This is a genomic window from Marinibactrum halimedae, from assembly GCF_021234875.1.
Classification (GTDB): domain Bacteria; phylum Pseudomonadota; class Gammaproteobacteria; order Pseudomonadales; family Cellvibrionaceae; genus Marinibactrum; species Marinibactrum halimedae.
Window position 1 is genome coordinate 23,601 of sequence record NZ_JAJQVM010000008.1, and the last position, 24,617, is coordinate 48,217.

At 44.0% G+C, this 24,617-nt stretch carries 23 protein-coding genes and 3 tRNA genes; 19 read left to right on the forward strand and 7 right to left on the reverse strand.

Annotation, left to right across the window (positions count from 1 at the left end; translation table 11 throughout):
• Nucleotides 1–108: 108 nt before the first annotated feature.
• Both rpoS and tsaA read left to right on the forward strand, forming a co-directional pair.
• On the forward strand, nucleotides 109–1,140 hold the full coding sequence (rpoS, locus tag LU351_RS06350) for an RNA polymerase sigma factor RpoS (RefSeq protein ID WP_232593224.1): 1,032 nt from the start codon (nucleotides 109–111) through the stop codon (nucleotides 1,138–1,140).
• A gap of 168 nt (nucleotides 1,141–1,308) precedes the next feature.
• Complete coding sequence (gene tsaA, locus LU351_RS06355) at nucleotides 1,309–2,046, forward strand: tRNA (N6-threonylcarbamoyladenosine(37)-N6)-methyltransferase TrmO (protein WP_232593225.1); 738 nt, start codon at nucleotides 1,309–1,311, stop codon at nucleotides 2,044–2,046.
• Nucleotides 2,047–2,187: 141 nt separating this feature from the next.
• Here the strand turns inward: tsaA and fdxA are convergent, their stop codons facing one another.
• Nucleotides 2,188–2,511 (reverse strand): ferredoxin FdxA, encoded by a 324-nt coding sequence (gene fdxA / locus LU351_RS06360; protein WP_232593226.1) that lies wholly within the window; start codon nucleotides 2,509–2,511, stop codon nucleotides 2,188–2,190.
• 307 nt (nucleotides 2,512–2,818) lie between these two features.
• Entirely contained in the window at nucleotides 2,819–5,503 is a 2,685-nt protein-coding gene (mutS, locus tag LU351_RS06365; protein ID WP_232593227.1) for a DNA mismatch repair protein MutS, read from the reverse strand.
• 336 nt (nucleotides 5,504–5,839) lie between these two features.
• Here mutS and LU351_RS06370 point away from each other — a divergent pair, with 336 nt between their 5' ends.
• The 4 genes from LU351_RS06370 (at nucleotide 5,840) to LU351_RS06385 (ending at nucleotide 8,924) form a co-directional block, all read left to right on the forward strand.
• Nucleotides 5,840–6,406, forward strand: coding sequence for a CinA family protein (locus LU351_RS06370; RefSeq protein ID WP_232593228.1), 567 nt, complete (start codon nucleotides 5,840–5,842; stop codon nucleotides 6,404–6,406).
• Between the two features lie 124 nt (nucleotides 6,407–6,530).
• Entirely contained in the window at nucleotides 6,531–7,562 is a 1,032-nt protein-coding gene (gene recA / locus LU351_RS06375; RefSeq protein ID WP_232593229.1) for a recombinase RecA, read from the forward strand.
• Between the two features lie 152 nt (nucleotides 7,563–7,714).
• Nucleotides 7,715–8,311 (forward strand): regulatory protein RecX, encoded by a 597-nt coding sequence (locus LU351_RS06380; protein WP_232593230.1) that lies wholly within the window; start codon nucleotides 7,715–7,717, stop codon nucleotides 8,309–8,311.
• A 187-nt stretch (nucleotides 8,312–8,498) separates the two neighbouring features.
• Complete coding sequence (locus LU351_RS06385) at nucleotides 8,499–8,924, forward strand: CBS domain-containing protein (RefSeq protein WP_232593231.1); 426 nt, start codon at nucleotides 8,499–8,501, stop codon at nucleotides 8,922–8,924.
• Nucleotides 8,925–9,075: 151 nt separating this feature from the next.
• On the opposite strand, the gene LU351_RS06390 is transcribed toward LU351_RS06385, so the two are convergent.
• Nucleotides 9,076–10,056 carry a YheT family hydrolase gene (locus LU351_RS06390; protein ID WP_232593232.1) on the reverse strand — a complete coding sequence of 327 codons (981 nt, stop codon included), beginning with the start codon at nucleotides 10,054–10,056 and terminating at the stop codon, nucleotides 9,076–9,078.
• Between the two features lie 243 nt (nucleotides 10,057–10,299).
• Here LU351_RS06390 and LU351_RS06395 point away from each other — a divergent pair, with 243 nt between their 5' ends.
• From LU351_RS06395 to LU351_RS06425, 7 genes are all read left to right on the forward strand, one after another.
• On the forward strand, nucleotides 10,300–11,184 hold the full coding sequence (locus tag LU351_RS06395) for a M23 family metallopeptidase (protein ID WP_232593233.1): 885 nt from the start codon (nucleotides 10,300–10,302) through the stop codon (nucleotides 11,182–11,184).
• Nucleotides 11,185–11,279: 95 nt separating this feature from the next.
• Nucleotides 11,280–11,486: a Trm112 family protein gene (locus LU351_RS06400; RefSeq protein ID WP_232593234.1), complete on the forward strand. Its 207-nt coding sequence runs from the start codon at nucleotides 11,280–11,282 to the stop codon at nucleotides 11,484–11,486.
• Between the two features lie 72 nt (nucleotides 11,487–11,558).
• Nucleotides 11,559–11,912, forward strand: a complete 354-nt coding sequence (locus LU351_RS06405) for a histidine triad nucleotide-binding protein (RefSeq protein WP_232593235.1) — start codon at nucleotides 11,559–11,561, stop codon at nucleotides 11,910–11,912.
• 84 nt (nucleotides 11,913–11,996) lie between these two features.
• On the forward strand, nucleotides 11,997–14,633 hold the full coding sequence (gene alaS / locus LU351_RS06410) for an alanine--tRNA ligase (protein ID WP_232593236.1): 2,637 nt from the start codon (nucleotides 11,997–11,999) through the stop codon (nucleotides 14,631–14,633).
• Between the two features lie 156 nt (nucleotides 14,634–14,789).
• Entirely contained in the window at nucleotides 14,790–16,013 is a 1,224-nt protein-coding gene (locus tag LU351_RS06415) for an aspartate kinase (protein ID WP_232593237.1), read from the forward strand.
• 246 nt (nucleotides 16,014–16,259) lie between these two features.
• Nucleotides 16,260–16,445, forward strand: coding sequence for a carbon storage regulator CsrA (csrA, locus tag LU351_RS06420; RefSeq protein ID WP_232593238.1), 186 nt, complete (start codon nucleotides 16,260–16,262; stop codon nucleotides 16,443–16,445).
• Nucleotides 16,446–16,795: 350 nt separating this feature from the next.
• Nucleotides 16,796–16,886 (forward strand) — tRNA-Ser (locus LU351_RS06425).
• A 414-nt stretch (nucleotides 16,887–17,300) separates the two neighbouring features.
• On the opposite strand, the gene LU351_RS06430 is transcribed toward LU351_RS06425, so the two are convergent.
• The gene (locus LU351_RS06430; RefSeq protein ID WP_232593239.1) at nucleotides 17,301–17,717 is read right to left on the reverse strand and encodes a hypothetical protein; all 417 of its coding nucleotides are present in this window, start codon (nucleotides 17,715–17,717) and stop codon (nucleotides 17,301–17,303) included.
• A gap of 263 nt (nucleotides 17,718–17,980) precedes the next feature.
• Here LU351_RS06430 and LU351_RS06435 point away from each other — a divergent pair.
• The 6 genes from LU351_RS06435 (at nucleotide 17,981) to LU351_RS06460 (ending at nucleotide 21,295) form a co-directional block, all read left to right on the forward strand.
• Nucleotides 17,981–18,057, forward strand: a tRNA-Arg gene (locus LU351_RS06435).
• Nucleotides 18,058–18,127: 70 nt separating this feature from the next.
• Nucleotides 18,128–18,204: transfer RNA gene (locus LU351_RS06440), tRNA-Arg, on the forward strand.
• Between the two features lie 239 nt (nucleotides 18,205–18,443).
• Entirely contained in the window at nucleotides 18,444–19,073 is a 630-nt protein-coding gene (locus LU351_RS06445) for a glutathione S-transferase family protein (protein ID WP_232593240.1), read from the forward strand.
• 106 nt (nucleotides 19,074–19,179) lie between these two features.
• The gene (locus LU351_RS06450) at nucleotides 19,180–19,488 is read left to right on the forward strand and encodes a BolA family protein (protein WP_232593241.1); all 309 of its coding nucleotides are present in this window, start codon (nucleotides 19,180–19,182) and stop codon (nucleotides 19,486–19,488) included.
• Nucleotides 19,489–19,676: 188 nt separating this feature from the next.
• Complete coding sequence (trhO, locus tag LU351_RS06455) at nucleotides 19,677–20,627, forward strand: oxygen-dependent tRNA uridine(34) hydroxylase TrhO (RefSeq protein WP_269783329.1); 951 nt, start codon at nucleotides 19,677–19,679, stop codon at nucleotides 20,625–20,627.
• Between the two features lie 293 nt (nucleotides 20,628–20,920).
• Nucleotides 20,921–21,295, forward strand: a complete 375-nt coding sequence (locus LU351_RS06460) for a hypothetical protein (RefSeq protein WP_232593242.1) — start codon at nucleotides 20,921–20,923, stop codon at nucleotides 21,293–21,295.
• A gap of 95 nt (nucleotides 21,296–21,390) precedes the next feature.
• Here the strand turns inward: LU351_RS06460 and LU351_RS06465 are convergent, their stop codons facing one another.
• From LU351_RS06465 to LU351_RS06475, 3 genes are all read right to left on the reverse strand, one after another.
• On the reverse strand, nucleotides 21,391–21,960 hold the full coding sequence (locus tag LU351_RS06465) for a hypothetical protein (protein WP_232593243.1): 570 nt from the start codon (nucleotides 21,958–21,960) through the stop codon (nucleotides 21,391–21,393).
• A 416-nt stretch (nucleotides 21,961–22,376) separates the two neighbouring features.
• Nucleotides 22,377–23,291 carry a recombination-associated protein RdgC gene (gene rdgC / locus LU351_RS06470; RefSeq protein ID WP_232593244.1) on the reverse strand — a complete coding sequence of 305 codons (915 nt, stop codon included), beginning with the start codon at nucleotides 23,289–23,291 and terminating at the stop codon, nucleotides 22,377–22,379.
• A 140-nt stretch (nucleotides 23,292–23,431) separates the two neighbouring features.
• The gene (locus LU351_RS06475) at nucleotides 23,432–24,022 is read right to left on the reverse strand and encodes a DUF4202 domain-containing protein (RefSeq protein ID WP_232593245.1); all 591 of its coding nucleotides are present in this window, start codon (nucleotides 24,020–24,022) and stop codon (nucleotides 23,432–23,434) included.
• Nucleotides 24,023–24,617: the final 595 nt, after the last annotated feature.

Consider the following 24,617-nt stretch of genomic DNA (forward strand, 5'->3'; position numbering starts at 1 on the left):
ATACGATAATAACGAACTCGGTTCCGCAAGAGGGTGTACGGGGTAAAACGGTACCGCTAGTAAAGGGTCGTTTTTTGTAACTATCCGAAAACTCAAAGGGCTAAAGACATGGCAGTGCAAATTCGTGACTCGAAGGTGTTGGAAGACAAATCATTACTTGATAATGTGAATTTTGAACAAGAGGCTGAACAACAACTACAAACAGAACATACTGCTTTAGAGTTAGAGTCCCACCCAGCGACACATTCCCAACCGGCAACAAAGCGTTCCAAGTCACGAGGTATTGATGGCGAAGAACTGCCGAAAAATCTTGATGCTACGCAACTTTACCTTAATGAGATCGGGTTCTCGCCACTATTAAGTGCTGAAGAAGAGGTTTTTTTCGCCCGTAAAGCCTTACGAGGTTGTGAAGCGTCTCGTAAGCGTATGATTGAAAGTAATCTTCGCTTAGTCGTTAAAATTTCCCGCCGTTACGTTAATCGTGGTCTTGCTCTTTTGGACTTGATCGAAGAAGGCAACCTTGGACTGATTCGAGCCGTAGAAAAGTTTGATCCAGAAAGAGGCTTCCGTTTTTCAACTTACGCTACTTGGTGGATTCGCCAAACCATTGAGCGGGCCATTATGAATCAAACACGTACCATTCGTTTACCCATTCATGTGGTAAAAGAATTGAATGTGTATCTTCGTGCTGCGCGTGAGCTGGCTCAGAAATTGGATCATGAGCCAACACCAGAAGATATCGCCACGTTGTTAGATAAGCCTGTTGAAGATGTAGAGCGTATGCTGGGGTTGAATGAGCGTGTTACCTCGATGGATGTGCCTATCGGTACATCTTCGGATAAAGCGCTGGTGGATACGGTGCCTGATCAACATGTTTCCGACCCGGCCGCACTGTTGCAAGACAGTGACCTCAGTGAAAGTATTGATTGTTGGCTAGGTGAACTTACTGAAAAACAACGTGAAGTGATCTCTCGACGCTTTGGTTTGCGAGGCTTTGAGATGAGCACACTTGAAGAGGTGGGCCGTGAAATTGGGCTTACTCGTGAGCGTGATCGTCAAATTCAAGTTGAAGCGCTAAAGCGTTTGCGCGATATTCTTGAGCAGCAAGGGCTGGACGGCGAGGCATTGTTTAGCCTTTAATTTTTCAGTCATCCGCTGAAAATACTCGAAGAAAACACAGCCAATTTATGTGTGTTTTCTTCGAGCAACCTTTCTTTTACCTGTGTTTTAATCTCATATTGTCTTTTTCTCTTACTCAGCATTTTGTAACCTAGTATCTCTTTTTCAGTGAATTAAGGTATGGGTTAGATGTTGAACGATGAGTTACCAAACAGTGTACATTTTACGGTGATTGGTGTTATTCGATCGTGCTTTGGAGAAAAATTTGGTGTGCCAAGGCAGCCAGGGTTAGCCCCATCTTCTAACGCTCAACTTGAATTACTCCCTCCTTTTAACCAACCTGCTGCGGTATCAGGGCTTGAATGTGTGAGCCACGTTTGGTTGCAATTTCTTTTTCATCACAGTATCGACGTTCCTTGGCGCGCTTCCGTTCGCCCACCGCGTTTGGGGGGAAATAAAAAAATGGGCGTGTTTGCAACACGTTCTCCGGTTCGTCCCAACCCGATTGGTTTGTCGGTAGTGAAATTAGAGAGTATTGATACAGATAATGGGAGAGTGGTACTGAATTTCTCTGGTATAGATTTAGTGGATGGCACCCCTATTTTAGATATCAAACCTTATGTGCCTTATGTGGATTGCTTGCCTGATGCTAACAATGATATTGCAGCAACTCCGCCTCTTCATTTACCGGTATCGTTTGAGCGGTTTGGTAAAAATGAAGAAGGGGTTAATAGCGTCGAGCTAAGCGAGTCAGATCGTGCTTTAATTATTGAGGTATTACAGCAAGATCCACGACCGTCTTTTCAATCGTTGGATACAGAAAGAGTTTATGGAATGAAGTTGCGCAATCATGATTTACGTTGGCGTTACGGGAGTGTAGACAACGAAGTAATGATCTTTGTAGAAAAGTGGATTAAATTGAATTGAATGAACTTGAGCTATTACCCTTATATTCATTAGGGATTAGAGCGATGGGTAGGGTGGTCACTTATTAGATTTATAGAGGTAAGGTGGCCATTCATTGGATTTATGTGAGGCCACCATTTTTAGCAGAATAGGATTTTCTGATTAGCGCTCAAGCAGTTTTAATTTGCCTTCTACGCCATCCCATTCTTCATGGTCTTCTGGCGGATCTTTTTTCTCGGTAATGTTTGGCCAGGTTTCGGCAAGCTCGGCATTAAGTTCGATAAAGGCCTCTTGATCGGCGGGCACTTCATCTTCAGAGAAAATGGCATCAACCGGACATTCAGGCTCGCACAACGCACAGTCGATACATTCATCTGGGTGAATGACAAGAAAGTTTGGCCCTTCATAAAAACAATCTACAGGACATACCTCAACACAATCAGTGTGTTTGCATTTGATGCAGTTTTCGCCAACAACGAATGTCATGCTGGACTCCAAGTTTACGGTTGAACAAAAGATAGGTCGCGCATTCTATCAAGACGGTTTAGAAAAATGCAGTCATTTTCGGATAAAATCAGCGATTTTACTCTAAATGAGAATGAGTCTATTTTCTAAAGTGGGCCCCTAATTGACGACCTTTTTCATACTAGCAGTTGTTTTCAAACTTATATCGAGTAAACACTATTTGTATTCTTCCACCGCTAGTCATTAGAGCTTGCTTGGAAAAGTGAAAGAATCAAAATGAATTTATTCGATAATCTATCTCGGTTTATTTCCTATTTGAGCTTACGTTTTATTTCAGTTTGTTTTTGAGTTCATACAACAATTCCAAAGCATTACGAGGAGTTAAGTCGTCCACATCAATTTCTTCAAGCGCAGAGACGACAGGGTGCGGAGAAAGTGATGCAAAGATATCCCCTTGTAATGGGTCATTAATGGATTCTTTTTTCTTTTGCTTGGTTGCGAGAGGTTGTGCTTTCTTTTTTGTTTCCCATTCTTTTGAGCTGGGTTGGTCTTCGCTTGTTTGTGTAGTATGTGGGTGAGTACCTGATTCCAATAATTGGAGTTGGCGTTTGGCCTCACTAATTACCGAATTGGGAATGCCCGCTAATTTGGCAACCTGTAAACCGTAACTTTGGTTGGCAGGGCCTTCTTGAATATTGTGCAAAAAGACAATGTTATCGTTGTGCTCTGTGGCATCTAAGTGCACGTTTTCGATACCAGGAAGCAGCGACGGCATTGTTGTGATTTCGAAGTAGTGTGTTGCGAATAAGGTTAAAGCCTGCAAACGTTGTGCGAGATATTCGGCACAAGCCCACGCTAATGACAACCCATCAAACGTGCTGGTACCGCGACCGATTTCATCCATGAGTACTAAGCTACGAGCGGTCGCATTGTTTAATATATTGGCCGTTTCAGTCATTTCTACCATGAAGGTTGAGCGTCCACCGGCGAGATCATCGGAGGAGCCGATTCGGGTAAAAATACGATCAACAATGCCAATTTCGGCAGACTGTGCCGGAATAAAACTACCGATGTGGGCCAATAACGTAATCAATGCGGTTTGACGCATATAGGTCGATTTACCACCCATATTGGGGCCGGTGATCACGAGCATACGTCGTGTTTCATTTAACTCAACGTCATTGGCAACGAATGGGGATTCCAGTACTTGCTCTACCACAGGGTGTCGACCGGCGGTAATGTGAATGCCGGGTTTGTGAGTGAGTTGTGGGCGAGTAAAGCTCAGGCTATCGGCACGCTCTGCGAGTGTGGTTAATGCATCCAATGTGGCAATGGCATCGGCAGAGATTTGCAGAGGCAACAGCGATTCATTCAGTGTTTCTACTAACGCATCGTAAAGAGCTTTCTCTCGACTCAGTGCCCGGCTTTTGGCTGAAAGGGCTTTATCTTCAAAGGTTTTTAATTCTGGCGTAATGAAACGTTCTGCATTTTTTAATGTTTGACGGCGCACATAATCGACAGGGGCCTGTTCTGATTGTGCTCGGCTAATTTCAATATAGTAACCATGGATACGGTTGTAGCCGACTTTAAGAGTGCTTATACCTGTACGCTCGCGCTCTTTTGCTTCTAAGTCCAACAAAAATTGGCCCGCATTAGAGCTGATGTTTCGCAATTCATCCAACTCTTCATCGTAACCATCCGCAATAACGCCGCCATCACGAATAACGACAGGGGGGTTCTCGACAATGGCGCTTTCTAATAAGCCCACTAATTCTGGAAAAGTGCTGATGTCGCTGGCTAAAGTGCCGATTAACGATGTGGAATGATCTGCTAATTGTGTTTGCAGTTCAGGGTAACAAGTTAATGATGCTCCTAATCGAGATAAATCACGAGGTCGGGCAGAGCGTAAGGCTACACGTCCGAGAATTCGCTCTAGGTCACCGATATTTTTCAGCGTGTTATGAATGGGTTCAAAACGATAATCGGCTTGAAAGCTGGCAATGGCTTCTTGTCGCTGTTCCAGCGTGTTTAATGCTCTTAAAGGACGATTTAACCAGCGTCTTAGCAGTCGACCTCCCATGGCGGTCGCGGTGGTATTCAACACCGAGAATAGTGTGTGCTCCTCGCCGCCGGTTAGGTTACTGTCGAGTTCTAGATTACGACGGGTAGCGGCGTCTAGGGTGACGGCTTCGTCACGATCTTCGGGTGTGAGTGCGCGAATATGAGGAAGCGCTGTTCGTTGGGTTTCTTGTGCATACGAAAGAAGGCAGCCCGCTGCGGATATGGCAGCGGACATCTCGCCACAACCAAAGCCGCTTAAATCTTTGGTGCCAAATTGCTGTGTAAGTAGTCGCAATGCAGTCTCATAATCGAATTCCCAAACAGGTCTTCGTCGAATGCCTTTATGTGACTGTTCAAAAGATAAAGCGGTGTCGGTGTCTGGCAGCAATAATTCAGCAGGGTTTAAACGTTGAATTTCCGCTTCGGCTGAGTCCAGGCCTTCCACCTCCAATACTTGGAAGCGACCACTGCCTACGTCTAACGTTGAAATACCGAACACACTGGTATCGGCATGGCTATGGGCTTCGGTTAACGCAACTAAAAGATTATCGCGTGAAGCATCGAGTAGGGCTTCATCACTGACCGTACCGGGGGTGACGATACGCATGACTTTGCGTTCAACCGGACCTTTACTCGTCGCCGGGTCACCCACTTGTTCACAAATAGCGACTGATTCACCTAAACGAACTAATTTAGCCAGATAGCCTTCGGCTGCATGATAAGGCACGCCGGCCATAGGAATAGGATTGCCAGCCGATTTACCACGTGCGGTTAGTGTGACATCCAACAGTTGAGCGGCTTTCTTTGCATCATCAAAAAACAGTTCGTAAAAATCCCCCATGCGGTAGAACACCAACTCATTAGGGTGCTCGGTTTTAATTTTCAGATACTGTTGCATCATGGGGGTGTGTTCGGCAGAGCCTGCCTTGGATTTTGCGGTATTCTTTGTCATTAACGTACTGATTTATAAGTAAATAAAGGATGATTTTCTCTGCGCTTGGCTTTTCTGTGCAAAAGATACACAGATTGCATATTGCTATCAGTCCATTCAGTGCAAACGTGGCAGGAGCTATGGCAGGAAGGATAACAAACCTTGGTCTGTGATGGCACTGAGAGTGTTGTGAGTTAAACGTTGGTGGTGAATATAAAATTCCGCATTATTAAGTTGAAATGTATTTAAGTATTCTTTGGTCTTGATAAAGTGCGTCCAAAATTAATTTTGGGGTTAAGCAAATTTCAAGGAGGTTGCCTACTTGCGAAAAGCAAATTCGTCGCTTACCGTAAGCTGATGAAAAATTCGATCGCAACTTCGTCCCTTCATACTCTGTCTGCCGCCGTCGGTGAACTGATGGCGCAGAAAGGCCTCACGTTAACCGCTGCCGAATCTTGCACAGGTGGCGGAATTGCACACTATTTAACCGCCATTCCCGGTAGCTCTCGTTGGTTTGAAGGTAGTGTTGTCGCTTATTCAAATCAAACTAAACAGCGAATATTGGGAGTGAGCAGCCGTTTGATTCAGCGTTGCGGGGCCGTCAGCGAACCCGTCGTATTGGCAATGGCGAGGGGGGCGTTAGCGTTGAATGAAGCCGACTTTTCTATAGCCGTTAGTGGTATTGCTGGCCCCGGTGGGGGTGTGCCAGGTAAGCCTGTTGGCACCGTATGGATTGCTTGGGTAGGAGCTTATAAAGGTGAAGAGTCAAGTCAGTGTTTTCAATTCACAGGTGACCGAGAAGCGGTACGAGATAGCGCCATTGAGCAGGCATTGAAGGGTATGTTAGCAATTGTTTCTCAGCGAGAGGTTGCTACGGTTGAGAAGGGCGACATTATTGAGAAGTCTACTGTGATGAATGCCTGAGGTTATAAAATACTGTATTAAATGACATATGCTGTTTTCTTATACAGTGTTTTGGTTTATCCTATGGGTAATAAAGCTGATGAGCTATTCAAAAAATTTACGAAATTGAAGAAAGAGGTGTGGAATGGATGGGAATAAAGAAAAGGCCCTAGCGGCAGCGCTAAGCCAAATTGAGCGCCAGTTCGGTAAGGGTACCGTCATGCGCATGGGGGATCGTGAGCATGTCACTATTCCCGCGATTTCTACAGGCTCTATTGGCCTGGATGCAGCACTGGGCGTTGGTGGCTTACCTAAAGGGCGTATTGTTGAGATTTATGGGCCTGAATCTTCCGGTAAAACGACATTGACCTTACAGGTGATTGCTGAAGCGCAAAAGCAAGGCGGCACCTGTGCATTTGTGGATGCTGAGCACGCCCTAGACCCCATCTATGCAGAGAAGCTAGGCGTGAATGTCGATGACTTGATTGTGTCTCAGCCAGATACTGGCGAGCAGGCGCTAGAAGTGGCTGATATGTTGGTTCGTTCAGGCGCGATTGATGTTTTGGTGGTGGACTCAGTAGCGGCACTGACTCCGAAAGCCGAAATCGAAGGTGAGATGGGTGATCACCATGTTGGTTTGCAAGCACGCCTGATGTCTCAAGCGTTACGTAAAATCACCGGTAATATTAAAAATGCCAATTGTTTGGCCATTTTTATCAACCAGATTCGCATGAAAATTGGGGTTATGTTTGGTAATCCTGAGACCACCACAGGCGGTAATGCGTTGAAGTTCTATTCTTCTGTACGTTTGGATATTCGCAGAACCGGTTCTGTAAAAGAAGGTGAGGAAGTTGTTGGTAATGAGACTCGCGTGAAGGTGGTGAAAAACAAAGTTGCTCCACCGTTTAAACAAGCTGAATTCCAAATTCTCTATGGTGAAGGCATTAATTTAACCGGAGAGATTATCGACTATGGCGTGAAGCTTGGGTTAATTGATAAGGCAGGGGCTTGGTACAGTTATCAAGGGGATAAAATTGGCCAAGGTAAGGCGAATGTCGTGAAGTTTCTGAGAGATAACCCAGAAATTAAAAATACGATTGAAGCACAAGTGAGAGCGCAATTACTGGGTGAACAACAAACAGCAGGCTCTTCACCTGAATCAGAGCCACAAGAATAATCTTTTGCACTTGCTTGTGTAACGATAGTTGCAGTTGTTTTTTGTCACGTTGGTTATTGTGGATGGTCATTGTGACTGATGCACAAAGTGTTAGAGGATACTAATTTTTAATTAGTATTGCTTTAGATGGTTTTGCAGATGAGATGCTCCGTATGAGTGATGTTTCCACAGAGTTAAATACAGAGCTGAACAATGCAGATGTTATCAAGCAAGTGAAGTCTTGGGCATTTGATGCTTTGTCGCGGAGAGAGCACTCCGTGGCAGAGCTTCGTAGAAAGTTAGTCGGTAAAGTTCAGCAGTCACCTTTCTTTTCCTCTTCTTTTCGCTCATCACCCCAATTCATGCCGAATGATGAATCCAATATTGCCGAAGTGGTTGATAGTGTTCTTATTCATTGTCAGCAACTCGGTTATATCTGCGATGAACGTTTTGCTGAAATGTATGTAAGGGATCGGCAGCAACGGGGTTATGGCCCTCTGAGAATTCGCTTAGATTTGTATCATAAAGGCATTGATGAAGAGCTGGTTTCTGCTTTTGTTGATATTGAGGGCGATCACTGGTTTGAATTAGCGGAAGACTTGTATCAGCGACGTTTTGTTCGTGGTTATGCTATTGATCACAACGAAAATTCAGAGTATTTGCAGGCAGACACAAAAAAATTGGATCAAAAAACTCGTGCAAAGCGGTTGCGTTTTTTTCAAACTCGTGGGTTTTTACCTAAGCATATTTACCCTCTATTAGGGGGATGACGTAATAACCGCGCCTCGATGAGGTTGCATAGGGATCATGTACATCATTCATAGCTAAATGCTATTCATCTACCTGTTTTTATTAATTTTATTTTGCTTGCTAAGCAGACTACTCTTGAACTATAGGGTTTATAGGCCCGCTATGAACCGGGAAACGTTCGCATATAACGAGGAGGCTAGCGTGAGTATGAATAATAATGGTGCCTGTGTACGTGATTACATGATTGTTAATTCCCCAATGATCCGTTGCGGCACGTCCATTGACGAGGTCATTTCCGTCTTCGAGCGTTCTGGAATGGGGGGGGCGCCCGTAGTTAATGATAACAATGCCATTGTCGGTTTCGTATCTGAGCATGACTGCATTAAAAAATTGCTTCATAGCAGCTATTACTGTGATGGGATAATGCATGTGAATGATGTTATGCATAACGAAGTATTGTCAGTAAGCCCAGACATGAGTATTCAAGAATTGGCTGAGCGTATGACAAAGAAACAGCCCAAAATTTATCCGGTTGTGGAAGATGGAAAGCTGCTTGGTGTTATCACACGGGGCCGCGTTATGCAGGCATTGGCAACGACTATTGCCGATTGCGCTCAAACAGGACATGCATGATCTTGTGTCGATTTAAGACGCGTTATTGCCCGGCTTCTTGCTGCTTGGGCGTTTGCCTTAAGTGACTTCGTTTCTGTGCCACTCTTGATTGTTATTGTTATTGTTATTGTTATTGTTATTGTTATTGTTATTGTTATTGTGGGGTTACACGTTAATCATTGGTTTCGAGGATAAGCTGGGTAATGTACCTGTCCACCCAGCTTGTAAACGATAGCTTATCCAAAAAAGCGCAGTGTGCTCCGCCTCTAGTGACTACCAGCCTAACATGTTCTGGCCACCGTACTTTTTTAAGGTCTTGCAATTGGGTAATGGGGTCGTTGTCGCTTGAAATAATATGCGTTGCTCCTTGAATGTGTTTTGCTGCGTTATCCCCGATTCGGTATGCCTCGAAATAGTCTTCTACAGACGCAAAGGGAGTATGTTTAGGGATAAGATAATGATTTAGCTCTGTTAAGCGTCGGAAGCTCTGAGCCTGGTTCAGCTCTAAGTGAGGAAAAAGGGATTGTTTTATCGACAGCGATTTTTTCCATTTTTTAAGAAAATAGCGTTCGTAAATAGGATTTCCTGAATCCAGTGCCATCATCACATTGGCCGGATCTATCGCCGGGCATACGGCAAATATTTTCTCTAGCGGGACGCTCAGGCAATGCTGGCGTGCCGCTACTCTCAGTGCGAAGTTCCCGCCCAATGAAAAGCCAATAAGTACGAACTTCTGGTGTGGATGATGTTGCTGAATTTGCCTCAAAGCACCCACCACTTCATCAATAAGGGTTGAATTAAATGGGGCTGAGTTTAAATGATGAGAATCCCCGTGGTCTCTAAAATTAAGCCTTAATGTATTTACCCCATTTTGATTCAGCAAATGTCCACAAGATACAACATAACTTGAGTCACAACTGCCTTCCCACCCGTGTAGCAAAATTGCGAGAGTACTTGAAGTTGTTGAGGCTACATTTAATTTGGCAGAAAGTTGAACACCTGCATCTGCATCAATAACCATTGGTTTGGCTTGGTTCTGATAGTCTTTCGCGACATTCTTTTGTTGAAGTTTCCGATAAAGGTTGGAAAAAACGTTGTGAAAATGTGGGTTTTTAAAATACCAAGGCTCTTGATAATGTCTGCTTTTATTCATGGCTACGCTAATTTGTTTGTTGCTACTGACATGATTGTTGTGATTGAAATGTGACCGAGTGACGATAAAGGTTTGCAGTGGCCTACCTCAATCCTTTATGGTTTTCTCCTATCCTGTTTTTGGGATGGCGTACCATGCATTGTTTGAGGATGTTGAATGAAAATACAGCGTAAATCGAGCATTTTTTCAACTTTGACGTTGAGGCTTATCGTAATATCCGTTTTTTTTCTGGCATTAACCCGAATGTTGTCACAAGCTAAAATCTTGTTACGGATTACCGAGGTGCGTTTAATCGCAACCGTAATAGCCTTAGGTTTATCGCAATGGGCCGTAAGTTCATCATTTAACTTGCCTGAACTGGTTTTTGATCAGGAGGTGAAGCAAGGAGCCATACTTCGAGGGAAGGTTCCCCAAGGCACCGAATTGGAGGTAGATGACTCTATTGTTGTTCCTGTTGCGGATTCGGGCAATTTTGTTATCGGTTTAGATCGTGATGCTCCATCGGTATTAAAAATTAAAGTGCGCCCACTTGGCGGTCAAGTCTTCACCAAAGAATTCGAGGTAAAAGCGCGTGACTATAAAATTCAAAGAATTGAGGGCGTTCCTGCAAAAACCGTTAACCCAGACCCACATCAAATCGCACGCTCACGAAAAGAAGCAGCATTGGTAAGAAAAGCTAGGGCGGGAGCCTCCTCACGGCAGGATTTTACGGCAGACTTTGAATGGCCTCTATTCGGCCCAATATCAGGAGTATATGGCAGCCAACGGTATTACAATGGTGAGCCACGACGGCCCCATTATGGGGTAGATATTGCTAGGCCGACTGGAACGCCAGTGAAAGCCCCTGCTGCAGGAAAGGTCACTTTAGTGCATCCGGATATGTTTTATTCAGGGGGAACCTTGATTATTGACCATGGGCACGGACTAACGTCTACCTTTTTGCACTTAAGTAAAATTTTGGTAAAAGATGGGCAGGTGGTGCAGCAAGGTGATGAAATTGCAGAAGTGGGTTCGTCTGGAAGAGCAACAGGGCCTCATTTAGATTGGCGTATGAATTGGTTTGATCGGCGAGTGGACCCAACCACGTTGGTAGGCCCAATGCCATCTGAGAAAACGTCAACATATTAAAGAATTTTGCGTAACTTTTAGACGTGTAATGATTCGTCTAATAAATGTTCGTCTAATAAATGAATACAGTGGGTTAGTGCCCCGAAGGAATTACGATGATTGACAAAAAATTACTCAGTATTTTGGTGTGCCCAGTCAGTAAAGCACCCCTAGAGTACGATAAGGAAAATCAAGAATTGGTCTGTTGGGAGAGTGGGCTTGCTTACCCTATACGCGATGATATTCCGGTAATGCTAGAGTCTGAGGCAAGAACTCTGACCGATGAAGAAAAGCAGGTTCATTCATCTGGAAATCCAGGGTAATAAGCGTCGTAAGTCACAATGTCACTTCAGTGCCACAAGCAACATTCACTTTTATCCTTGGAGCCGGTTAGCATGAGCGAAGATACGATCTTCACCAAAATCATCAATGGTGATATTCCAGCAGACAAGTTATACGAAGATGACGATTGCATTTGCATTAAAGATATTTCGCCACAAGCGCCAACTCATGTGTTGTTGATCCCGAAGAAACCCATTCCCCGGTTGGTGGATGCGACTGATGAGGACCATGCTTTATTAGGTAAGTTAATGTTGAAGGTGGGGGATATCGCTCGTCAACTCGGCATAGATGAGGCGTTTCGTGTTGTTGTGAATAATGGGCAAGAGGCGGGGCAAACCGTCTTTCATTTACACCTCCATATTCTGGCTGGTAAGAAATACGAAGAACAAAGTGGTTTGAATATGTAGTGGGAGTGCCCGCGTCATTATCCAAACCCAGATAATTCATTGATCATTGGCCAGTGGCCATACATTTGGAAATCCGAAGTCGTTATGAAAAGCGCAGAAATTCGTCAGGCGTTCTTAAAGTTTTTTGAATCCAAGGGACACACCATTGTTCCTTCAAGTAGTCTGGTGCCTGCAGATGACCCAACATTATTGTTCACCAATGCAGGTATGAACCAGTTCAAAGACGTTTTTCTCGGAGAGGATCAGCGCGATTATTCTCGAGCGGTGAGTTCTCAGCGCTGCGTAAGAGCTGGGGGCAAGCATAATGACTTAGAAAATGTGGGTTATACCGCCCGTCACCATACATTTTTTGAAATGCTGGGTAACTTTAGCTTTGGTGACTACTTCAAAGAACATGCTATCAGCTATGCATGGGAGTTTCTCACTTCAAGCGAGTGGATGAACATTCCTACCGAAAAACTATGGGTAACCGTCTACGCAGAAGATCAGGAAGCGTTTGATATCTGGTCTCAGAAAATCGGTGTGCCTGATGATCGTATAATTCGTATCGGTGATAACAAGGGAGGCCGTTATCAGTCGGACAATTTCTGGGCAATGGGCGATACTGGGCCGTGTGGCCCATGTTCGGAAATTTTTTATGATCATGGTGAAGGTATCTGGGGGGGGCCGCCAGGGTCACCAGAGGAAGATGGCGATCGCTATATCGAAATTTGGAACAACGTTTTCATGCAATATAACCGCAGTGCGGATGGCTCGATGGAGCCTTTACCGGCGCCGAGTGTTGATACGGGCATGGGGTTAGAGCGTATTTCTGCGGTCATGCAAAGTGTTCACAGCAATTATGAGATTGACCTCTTCCAGAACCTGCTGCGTGCGGTAGCGCAAGAAACCAAAACCGAGGATCTTGAAAATACCTCACTGCGAGTGATTGCCGACCATCTTCGTTCCTGTGCTTTTTTGGTGGTTGATGGTGTCGCGCCTTCTAACGAAGGGCGTGGCTATGTACTCCGCCGAATCATGCGACGAGCGATTCGTCATGGACACAAACTGGGTCAAACACAGCCGTTTTTCCATGCTTTAGTAAAAGCGCTGGTGGATGAGATGGGGCAGGCTTACCCTGAACTGCTTTCTGCACAAGAGCATGTTGAGCGTATTTTCTTGCTGGAAGAAGAGCAGTTTGCGAAAACCCTAGATAAAGGTATGGCGGTTTTAGAATCTGAGCTGGTAGGACTTAAAAGCTCAGAGATTCCAGGGCAGTTGGTTTTCACTCTCTATGACACTTATGGTTTCCCCGTTGATTTGACGGCTGATATTGCTCGGGAGCGTCAATTAACCATTGATGAAACTGGGTATGAAGCGTTGATGGAACAGCAGCGTAAGCAATCTCGTGCGGCAGGCAAGTTTGAAGTGGATTACAACGCCTCGGTCAAGGTAGAAGGGAATACTGAGTTTGAAGGTTATTCTCATTTAGTTTCAAGCGGAACCGTTACCGCTTTATTGAATCACAATGGCGATCAGGTAGGCTCGCTATTAGAAGGACAAAAAGGCATTGTTGTTCTCGATAAAACCCCATTTTATGGCGAGTCTGGCGGACAAGTCGGAGATACTGGCTATCTATCTGAGGAAAATGGTTTACGAGTGGAGGTGAGGGATTGCACTAAACAGGGTGCGAATCATTTGCATCACGTTCAGGTGGTATCCGGTGAATTGAGTGTGGGGAGCTTGGTTGCAACAGAGGTGAACGCGTCGGTTCGGGCCTTAACCGCTAAAAACCACTCCGCCACACACTTATTGCATGCTGCATTGAGAAAAATATTGGGTGAACATGTCACACAAAAAGGATCATTGGTGGACTCAGAGCGCTTGCGTTTCGACTTTTCTCATTTTGAAGGTGTGAATCCAGATCAGCTTGAAGAAATTGAGGCGCTCGTGAATGCGCAAATCTGGGCGAACGAGGCCGTCCAGGTTGATGTAACGGATATGGAAACGGCAAAATCTAAAGGTGCTATGGCGCTGTTTGGTGAGAAGTACGGGGATGAAGTACGCGTGTTGTCCATGGGGAAAGATCGTTTTTCTGTAGAGTTGTGTGGCGGCACCCATGTTGAGCGAACCGGTGATATTGGTTTGTTTCGTATTGTGTCGGAGTCTGGCATTGCGGCCGGAGTGCGCAGAATCGAAGCTGTCACAGAAGCGAAAGCGATGGCTCATGTGCGCCTATCTGAGCAGAGCCTAGCTCAAATTTGTGATGTGATTAAAGCAAAACCTGATTCGGTTGTTGAAAAAGTGGCTCAGCTTAGACAGGACTTGAAGGTTTTAGAGAAGGAGCTTTCTCAGGCCAAAGCGAAGTTAGCGCAGGCCGCTAGCAGTGATTTGTTATCTTCAGTGAAAGAGGTAAGGGGAGTAAAGGTGCTTGCTGCTGGCCTGAGTGGTGTCGACGGAAAGTCTCTTGGTGAGATGGCAGATAAGTTGAAAGATAAACTGGGATCTGGTGTTGTTTTTCTAGCTTCTGGGGAGGAGGGCAAGGTAGTGCTTATTGCTGGTGTAACCAAAGACCTAACTCAGACTCTAAAAGCCGGAGATCTTATCAAGCATGTCGCACCTACCGTTGGAGGTAAAGGCGGTGGTCGGCCTGATATGGCCAGAGGCGGAGGTACAGACTTAAGTGCAATTGATGCCGCTGTCTCTCAAGTTTATGCTTGGGTGGAAGCGCAAAGCATTTAATGTTCTAATAAATTACAATTTATATAACTATAATCATTTTTATAGCGCTTCGGCTGGTTACCTTTCACTCCAAATTGGTGTTAAATTAGCGCCCCCGGAAAATAACGGGGGCACGCGCTAATGTTATGCGCGAGCGACGTGTGTAGAGATCGACAAATGAGTTTATACGTACAAAAATTCGGCGGTACGTCTGTCGGTACTGTCGAGAGAATACAAGTCGTGGCAGATAAAGTCGCAAAGTTCCGCAATGATGGCCATGATATGGTTATTGTGGTCTCTGCGATGAGTGGCGAAACCAATCGACTTATTGGCTTGGCCAATAGCATGCAGGAAACACCTGACCCAAGAGAGCTTGATGTTCTGGTGTCTACCGGTGAACAGGTAACCATCGCATTACTTTGTATGGCTTTAAAAGAGAGAGGCGTGGACGCTCGTTCATATACGGGTGGACAGGTAAGCATCTTAACCGATAACTCTCATAACAAGGCTCGTATTCAAGAAATCGGAGTTGAGAATATCCGTTCCGATTTGGATGCAGGCCGAGTTGTTGTCGTTGCTGGCTTTCAGGGCGTTGATGATCAAGGCAACATTACCACGTTAGGCCGTGGTGGATCCGATACCACTGGAGTGGCGTTAGCAGCTGCACTTAAAGCCGATGAATGTCAGATTTACACTGATGTTGATGGTGTCTATACCACCGATCCCAGAGTGGTAGATAGTGCCCGTCGCTTAGAAAAAGTGACTTTTGAAGAGATGCTTGAAATGGCGAGTCAGGGTTCTAAAGTACTCCAGATTCGTTCCGTAGAATTTGCAGGCAAATACAATGTTCCATTACGTGTGTTATCCAGCTTTGTGGATGGCCCTGGCACACTGATTACTTTAGATGAGGAAGGAAACGCCATGGAGCAACCAGTCGTATCCGGTATTGCTTTCAATCGTGATGAAGCCAAAGTAACCGTTGTGGGTGTACCGGATACCCCCGGAGCGGCAGCACGAGTGCTTTCTCCCATCGGTGGTGCCAATATTGAAGTGGATGTTATCGTCCAAAACATTTCGGAAGATAACACAACCGACATTACTTTCACGGTGCATCGAAATGATGTTACTAAAACACAGGCTGTTTTGCAGCCGGTATGTGAAGAGCTGGGCGTTCGCGAGCTTAAGACTGATGATAAGGTCGCTAAAATCTCAGTTGTCGGTGTGGGGATGCGTTCACATGCAGGTGTTGCCTCTACAATGTTTGAGACACTTGCGAATGAAAATATCAATATTCAGATGATCACAACATCAGAAATTAAGATTGCGGTGATTATCGATGAGCGTTACTTAGAACTCGCCGTGCGTGCACTTCACTCCGCTTTTGAGTTAAGCGACGCATAATACGGTACTAATAGCGCGTGTATTAGCTAGGTAATATCAGCTAACGGCAAACTTGAGTAACATTGAATTTGGTAACATTGTTGCGATGGTTTGAAGGAAATTTGCCAAGTGTTTTTTCTTGGCTCAGGCCTTTATAGGCGATTAAACGACACCGAATAGGTGAATCAGCGCAGACCATATTTGGTTGCGAATTGATATAACTGACAGCCATCACTGTATAATCAGGATGAGTAAGGAGATTTTCTAATGTTAATTTTGACTCGTCGCATCGGCGAAACTTTAATGGTCGGTGATGACGTTACCGTTACCGTATTGGGTGTAAAAGGTAACCAAGTTCGTATTGGGGTCAACGCGCCTAAAGAGATTGCTGTTCATCGTGAAGAGATTTATCAGCGTATTCAGCGGGAAAAAGAGCAAGAGCACAATAGCTAATCCTTATCTCTGTTTGCCCAAGCAAGAGCGTATTTTAAGTTCAGTGCTTTATTGTTTCAGTGTTAAGCGCTGTGTTTATTCATCGAGCTTTTTAAAAGTCGGTATGAATTTAAGGAAGTCTCTACCTCTTGTTTGGTGTGCCTGATCACCTTTTTCATTAGAGTTTGTTTTTAACCGTACGAAGCTTTGTTTTCTAATTCCTTCGGTGAAAATCCTGTTGTTTAAATGAAAATTGCACGATTTTATCGGGTCAGGCCGGTTTCTCTGTTATGACTAAATAAGCCTAGAGAAAATAGTGAACTTAAGTCTTTGAATTTCAAATGGTTGTGGTATTATGCCCGCCACGTTACGGAGAGGTGGCCGAGTGGCCGAAGGCGCTCCCCTGCTAAGGGAGTATACCCTAACCCGGTATCGAGGGTTCGAATCCCTCCCTCTCCGCCATTCCTGCTCATATGTGTTTTCGCATATAAAAAATATCGCTTGCTCCTTAGTGGTTAATTCTCCTTATTTCTATATCTACTCCTATCTTTTTACTGATACGCTATTTACGCCTTTTAGTTGGAAAGTTTGATTTCTATAATCCCCAGAATGTATGTTTTTATAGTAAACATCGTTAGTAAGCGTAATTGTAGGGATTATAAAAAGGAATGGGGTTGTAAGTTTCTTAAAGCTAGCGAAGATTATTAGTAAAGCGGAGCTATTAGTAAAAAAAGCGGGAAGAACCCGCCAAGTCCACTAGGGTTGAGGGCTTCCCCTCAGAAAAGCAAACCGATACAAAACTCAAAGTCGGTAATGTCATCCTAATCTTGATGCAGTGAATCGAAGCTGAATCATTTTTTGAGGGTGTATGACTTGTTAGTGAACGAGTACTCTTTCTTCATATAGTTCCGAATATTCTATGGCGGTTTTTGCATCGGTACGAAGGCCGACATTTATTTGGTGGTTAGTGGAGAGATTTTCCAGTTGTAGGATAAGCTCTTCTTCTAGAGCCGTTGCTTCTGTTGGGTAGCCAAGTAGGGACAGGGTCTGTTGAAGTTTTCGACATGCAATGACGAGCATATCTATACAGCTGTATTTATTCCATCGCAAGACTTGTGATTTTAGCATGAGGCTGGCGACTTCACTGGCCCCGCCAAGGCATTGATGTGCCTTATAATAATTCCCTTGTTTAAGGTTGTGCTCTCCTGAGTCAATGAGTTTTTGCCAGTAAAGTCCTGCTTTCACTGGATTCGATTGAATTGCCTGGGTGTGACGTGAGCAGAGGAACTTCATTGTTGCACCTAATCTAAATGATAATTAATATCATTTAGATTAGGTGCAACGGAATTCTAAGTCAATTCTTTTCGTTTTTTTGTCAATGAGTTCAACAATAGAAGGAACTTAAGGATAGGTGGTGGATGCGTGAGAAAAATAAGGTCTTGGCTAAGGTAAGTGGTTGAAATAAAAGTATCATTAGCGGTTGACCTGATCGTCCCATATCCCTAATATACGCGCCTGTTGGTTGCGGCCCGTATGGGTTGAAATCAATGTGAAGCGCACTCGTAGCTCAGCTGGATAGAGTACTCGGCTACGAACCGAGCGGTCGAAGGTTCGAATCCTTCCGAGTGCGCCATTATTTCAAATGTATGTTGAAGTTGAGATTAACATACTGTAGCTATTAAAGCTTAAAAATACCGAATTTCGCACTCGTAGCTCAGCTGGATAGAGTACTCGGCTACGAACCGAGCGGTCGAAGGTTCGAATCCTTCCGAGTGCGCCATATTAAAAGCCCCAAAGTAATGCTTTGGGGCTTTTTCGTTTCTGAATTACCTTTCCTCAGACTTTACCTACCTGTTGTTATTGAGTGTCATACTATAAGGCGAATGAATACGGGCTATGTGGCTGCTCCCTTTGTGCCTATTTGTATTCATTCAGTGAGCGGTGCGTATCAATTTGTGGTGTGTATCAATTTGAAGTGTAATAGGTGAAAGTTGTAATAAATGAAAGAGGTTGGCAAATATGCTCACGATTTATGGTTTTCCATTTTTGACCTTTAATGTATTGAAAGTCATGCTTACAGCGGAATACAGTGGTGTGATTTATCGGTATGAAAAACTCAATCCAGCTAAGAAAGAGCATAAAAGTCCCGAAAACCTCTCTCGAAGTTTGATTGGTTTGGTGCCCACTATTGAGACGGAAGAGGGGCATCTTGGCGAATCAGGCGCCATTTGTCGTTATCTTGCTAAGCGTTACCAGCCTGCTTTGTATGGTGAGTCATTAATTGATCAGGGAAAAGTGGATCAGTGGGTGGATGTTTTTGCTCAAGAATTTGGGCGCCATATTACTACCTTCTTTTATCAGGAGGTGGTTCGCTCAAAAATGATGGGGCAACCCGTAGATGCTCCCGCCATTGAGGCAGCACAAAAGAGGCTTTCTTGGCAATTGCCGATCATTGATGAGGGCTTACGAAACCATGGGCATTTGGTTGGTCAGCAGTTGACGATTGCAGATTTGGTTGCATTTGCGTATCTCTCTATCTCTGAATCCACGTCGTTTGGATTCTCAAATTTTGAGCACATAAACCGCTTTTACGGTGACATAAAAGGTGGTGAGGCTTTTCAAAAAGTGCAGTCTCAGTTTGAGCAATGAGAGGTGCTTCAAGTAAAAGAGAGTAGCTTAAATGAAGGGTGAAATATCCTATACAGAAGTATTCCACAGAGAAGAGCCTCAAAAGTGATGATCAGAAGAGGGCAGTATGAACGTTGAGCAATCTATTCAGAAAAAAATAATAGAGTCGGTTTCACCGGATTACCTTGAGGTGATTAATGAGAGTCATAATCACAATGTGCCTGAGAACTCAGAGACACATTTTAAGGTTGTTGCGGTGACAGAGCAGTTTGAAGGTCTGGCAAGGGTGCGTCGGCATCAGCTACTTTACCAAATATTATCAGAGGAGTTACAGGGAGGCGTTCATGCATTGTCATTGCACTTGTTTACTCCACTGGAGTGGCAAGAGCGTCAGAAGCAAACTGCGACTTCGCCCCTTTGTATGGGTGGGTCGTAATGTATGGGAAGATCATAATCGAGAAAGGCAAAGCAAAAGGTTAAGTACTTCGATTGTTGCTTAGTTGATTGCCGTTCATTTGATTGTGATCAGTGTGCATTTTAGGTTTCAAACGCTATAATCTCGCCGATTTTTTAGGCCTTTGCTCCGCTTACGACGGAGTTTTTGAATAGTAGAAAGGAAATATTATGAGTTTGGTGATTGCGGCGTTGTATAAATTTGTTAGCCTCCCTGATTTTGAATCTCTTCGTGAGCCGCTGTTAGCGGTGTGTAACGACAATGGTGTTAAAGGTACTTTATTATTGGCCAAAGAGGGCATCAACGGTACGGTTGCTGGCTCTCGTGAAGGCATTGATAACCTGCTTTCCTATTTAAAATCAGACCCTCGCTTGAAGGATTTGGTACACAAAGAATCGGAAGATGACGGTACGCCTTTCTATCGGATGAAAGTTAAGCTGAAGAAAGAGATCGTGACAATGGGGGTTGATGGCATAGACCCAAATAAAATAGTAGGCACTTATGTTAAGCCGCAGGACTGGAATGCCTTGATCTCTGACCCTGATGTCGTGGTAGTTGATACACGTAACGACTATGAATTTGAGATAGGTACCTTTAAGAATGCACAGAATCCTGAAACGACAACATTCCGAGAGTTTCCTGATTATGTGAAAGAGAATCTTGACCCTAAAGAAAATAAGAAAGTGGCTATGTTTTGCACCGGAGGAATTCGGTGTGAAAAATCAACAGCTTATCTAAAGGAGCAGGGGTTTGATGAGGTTTATCATCTTGAAGGTGGGATTCTAAAGTACTTAGAAGAAGTCAGTCCCGAAGACAGTTTATGGGAAGGGGAGTGTTTTGTTTTTGATAATCGGGTTTCAGTCAATCATCATCTAGAAAAAGGCTCCTACGATCAGTGTCATGGGTGTCGACACCCCATTACAGAAGAGGATAAGCAGTCTGATCAATACATAGTCGGAGTGTCTTGTCCTAAGTGTTTTGATAAACTTACAGCAGAACAGCGACTACGATTTTCGGAACGGCAAAAACAAATTGAGCTAGCGAAGCGTCGAAATCGTGCCCATATCGGTGCGCCACCACCGGCCCGACAAACCCGCAAAAAAGTGCATCAGGCTAGCTGATTTGCAGTGATGACCAAGAGTCTTTGAGGCTCCAATCAAAAGTAGTGCATAGATTTAAAAGGAATCCAGTTCAATTTATTTGATTTTTGACTGGGTTCCGTTTAATAGCACGTAAAATGACCTATCTGAATACCTACAGCTACGTGCCTATGGTACAGTGCCTACTCAATACGGGTTTCCTATTTCTGATGGATATAAATGCCAGTGCAATAGCCACTCGCTCTTTGTATGGCAGCATATTGAATACCCAACACTCAATTTTATCGGTACTGATTTAAGGAATTGATTGATAAATGACACATACCGAATGGCAAGTTGATATTGAACGCTTGCAAGCAACACACGATAGTGGTTTTACAGTCACTATTGAGGGTTCCTTACGAAGCCCCTCTACGGTTCATCCAGGTTCATTTCCCGAAGGCTTATCCGCTTTGGAGCAGGTTAAATTGTTAAGAGAGGGGATGGATGCCTTGAGTAAAGCGGCAGGCAATAGACCCCGCGACACTCACTTTACAGCTCGAAGTGGGAGTGCCAGGAGTGGTTTTTCCACTCGAAGTGAAACGCGACAGCCAACGGTGGTAAAAAAACCTTCTTCTATTGTGCTTAGTGACAGGAAGAAAAAGCCTCTTTTGTCATTGAAGAAAAAACCTGCACCTGAAAATGCTTAAGGGTGCAGGAGTTTCTTAGTGGATTTGGTTTTAAATCGGCTTAAGTTGGTATCTGAATATAGGTTTTGGGTTGTTGTCAATTTAATACGGGCTTTTTAATTGGCCACGTATTGCCCCTTAAGTTGCAGCACACTTTTGTGATCGTCCACAACTTTAATTAGGTGATCAAATTTTTCTCCGGCAATAAGAAGGCTATCTGACCCAAGCTCGGTGGAATAGGTGACGCCATCGAGAATGGCCTGAAGTTCTTTGGTAACAGAGTCCATTGCTTTAAAGATGCTGTCGGTGGTTTTGTTGTCTGAGAATAAGCGTCCACGCTCGGTTTTACGAGTGTAATCATCACACTCCGCCAGCCACTCTCTGCGTTGGCTGATAAACTTCCTCATATTGTTGATACCACCCGTGTACTTTGGGTCCATGTCTTTTTCGCGGTAGTTTGTGATACTGCGGTTATCTGATTCTAAGAAGGTATCTCTTGTTGTTTCGCAAAATTTGAACGTGAGGTAAGAGGGAAATTTGACCCCATGCTCGCGCTCTGCTTTAGACTTGATACATGCCTCGTCACATGCGCGTGCTAGTTTAGCGAGGTCATTGCTGAACGCTGTTTGGCTGATGAATGCACTGATCAAGAGTAAAAATGTGGCTACTTTTGTTCGTGTTTTCATGGGTAGTCCACCTGTTCGGTTGTTTAATGAAAAAAGGGTTTGTTCCAAATTGGGTAATACAGCAGTGCCCCTTATCCTTCTCAGTTCTAAATATATGTGTGAACTATGTCAAGAATAATTTTTCCTACAATGTAAAGATTTCCAAAGAGGGCTTCTTATATTCCGTAAAAGAATTTTAAATTCCTTTATGTTGTAAATTTTAATTTTTTATAGCGTTTTCATGCGAAAGTCTTGGTCAAAAAAAGAACTTTTTATTGCAGGGTGTAAGAGTTAAGAGTGATGAGCGTGTGATGTGATTGCGACTGTGGAATCACTGTAATTTGCTTTGGTGGTATTTATTTTGTGGTATTTAAGTAGAACGATTCGTGTTTAAGTTAGTTTTAGCGAGGGGCTGTGACCCCCTTCGCTCAGGGGCGTTAGATTGCCTCTTGTTTTATGCCGCCAAACTCTTCCAGTATATCGCTAAGCAGCTCTCTGATGGTGTTAGACATAATTGCTAGATCCGTATCGAACTGGACGATGGGGTCTCCATCACTGGCATTAGAAGATTCTTCTATCAGCTCTTCCCCAAACTTCATCCTTTTAAGGCTCAAATCGGCGTAAGCTACGAATGACACCTTATCTCTCCATGTCAGAGCGAGTTTAGAAACTTCTTTGCCGTTGTCGATGTGTGACTGAATTTCTTCGCTCAAAAGATCCTGGTTCTTACATTGCACCAAGCTACCTTCTTCGGTGCGGGTTTTCATCTCACACTCTGTGCCAAGTAATAGATAGCTGGGTATTTCAGCAGAAGATAGCCATTGGGTCATAATGATGGCTGGAGTATCCGTAGTTTGGCATGGGATGGCTGGAAAGCTGCCAATACTTTTTCTTAAATAGCTGACAAGTTCTTCTGCTTTATTGGCACTGGAAGAGTCAATTACAATCCACTGTTGCTGTAAGTCAATGTAGGCGTAGGTATCGTTGGTACGGCAAAGGGCATTGGGTAGGTTTTCCTGGATGACGTCTTCTTTGATGGCGTCTTTTTCTTTTCGATAGACTTTACGGTCTTCTTTTTGCTCGATCAGATCGACTTTCTCGTTAACGAGCTCTTTAATCGCGCTGGCCGGAAGAACCTTTTCTTGTTTTCGTGTGCACAGCAGAATACAGCCGCTGGAGGCGTGCAGCAGTCGATCACTGTGTTTGCCAAGGGGGGATATCCAGCCGTAACGAACTAAATCGTGGCGTCCGCATGGGGTAAATTTATTCTCCTCAAGGGACTTTTCGAGTTCTTCTTCTGTAAGTTGAAAGGGGGAGGCGAGTCGATAAAACTGTATATTTTTAAACCACATGTGACGCGTAATACCCGAGAACAAAAAAGTGGACGGTTTCTCTAGCGGATTGGTTTCAATCAGTTAGAGAAGAAATCAGTGATGCTGATGGTGAGGGTTGGATTATGCGTAATGACGGGAATACACACAACCCGATAGGCCTATGAAAGTGCACGGGAGATAAGTGATTGCAGTGGAGGAGAGAGGGTAGGGGCGAGAGTGAGTGCATGCTCATGACCGGTTGGCGACATTTTATTCCAGGTCTTTCTAAGTATGTCGATCACTTTCTCGTCGGTGTGCTTCTGGGCAAAAGGTTCAAAATAATGTTCCAAAAAAACGAGGCAGATTACATCCTCTAAGGCTTGTGCGTCTTCGTCTTTCTTGAGTCGCTTCTTCAGTAGTAAATCTTTTACACGAGTTTGATCACTCTCTGGATATTGATGAGCCGCCATCACCTTAGCAACCTGCTCACCATGAAATTGTGCCAGTTTTAACCGCCATTGTTTATACCCTGCTTTGGTCATTGGGTAATCACTACGAGGTGATTTCCAGCGCATGATGTGCTGTCCGTGTGCGGCGATTTGTAAAAGCTCATTTGCATCCGGTTGAAATAAGTTGAGGCGAGTGCTCATTCGTTGGCTATAGAGCCATTCCTTTGGCACCATTGTAACTCCGTCGTATTCAGAATTAGGATCTTGTGTGTTTAATTCATCAATGCGATGTTTTACGGATTCCAGTGCCGACATGCTCATCTTTGTTCTCATAGAATAATTGGATATCACTAATAGTATATCAATAATAGTATCTCGACTTTCTATGGGATTGTAGGGGGCTTTAGTGTTTATGTCTGCGTTATGGTTGTCTCATAGCCCCGTTTCCTTGATTGTTATTTCTCCATTGTGAAGGCCGTTGAGTGAGTGCTTGATTGCTCAGCCACATTGATGGAATAACCCGTTTTTCATATTTTTATGGGCTGATATGCCATCATAGAATCAAAGAATCTATTGATGCCTGTCATGAACTATGTGCTTTTTACTGTGAGATGAGTAGATTATTTTAATATGTTGATCTAAATCGGGTATCAATACCTTGGTTAAGTGAATTTTAATATGAATACGTATGCAAATAGTTTTTTCTTCTTCTAGACCCGTTTATGCTTTGTCCACAATAAAAATAAAATTATCTGATGCGCTTTATTCAGGCGTATGTCAATCATAATCCACTCTGAGTTGTGGCTTGGTAAATTACTTAGTAACGCTAATTATTTTTAATTCATTGTTTTAAATTAGTAGAAAATGATTTTGAAAATGAATGGCGTTGGCTTATGTTTTAGTGTTTCTCACCAAG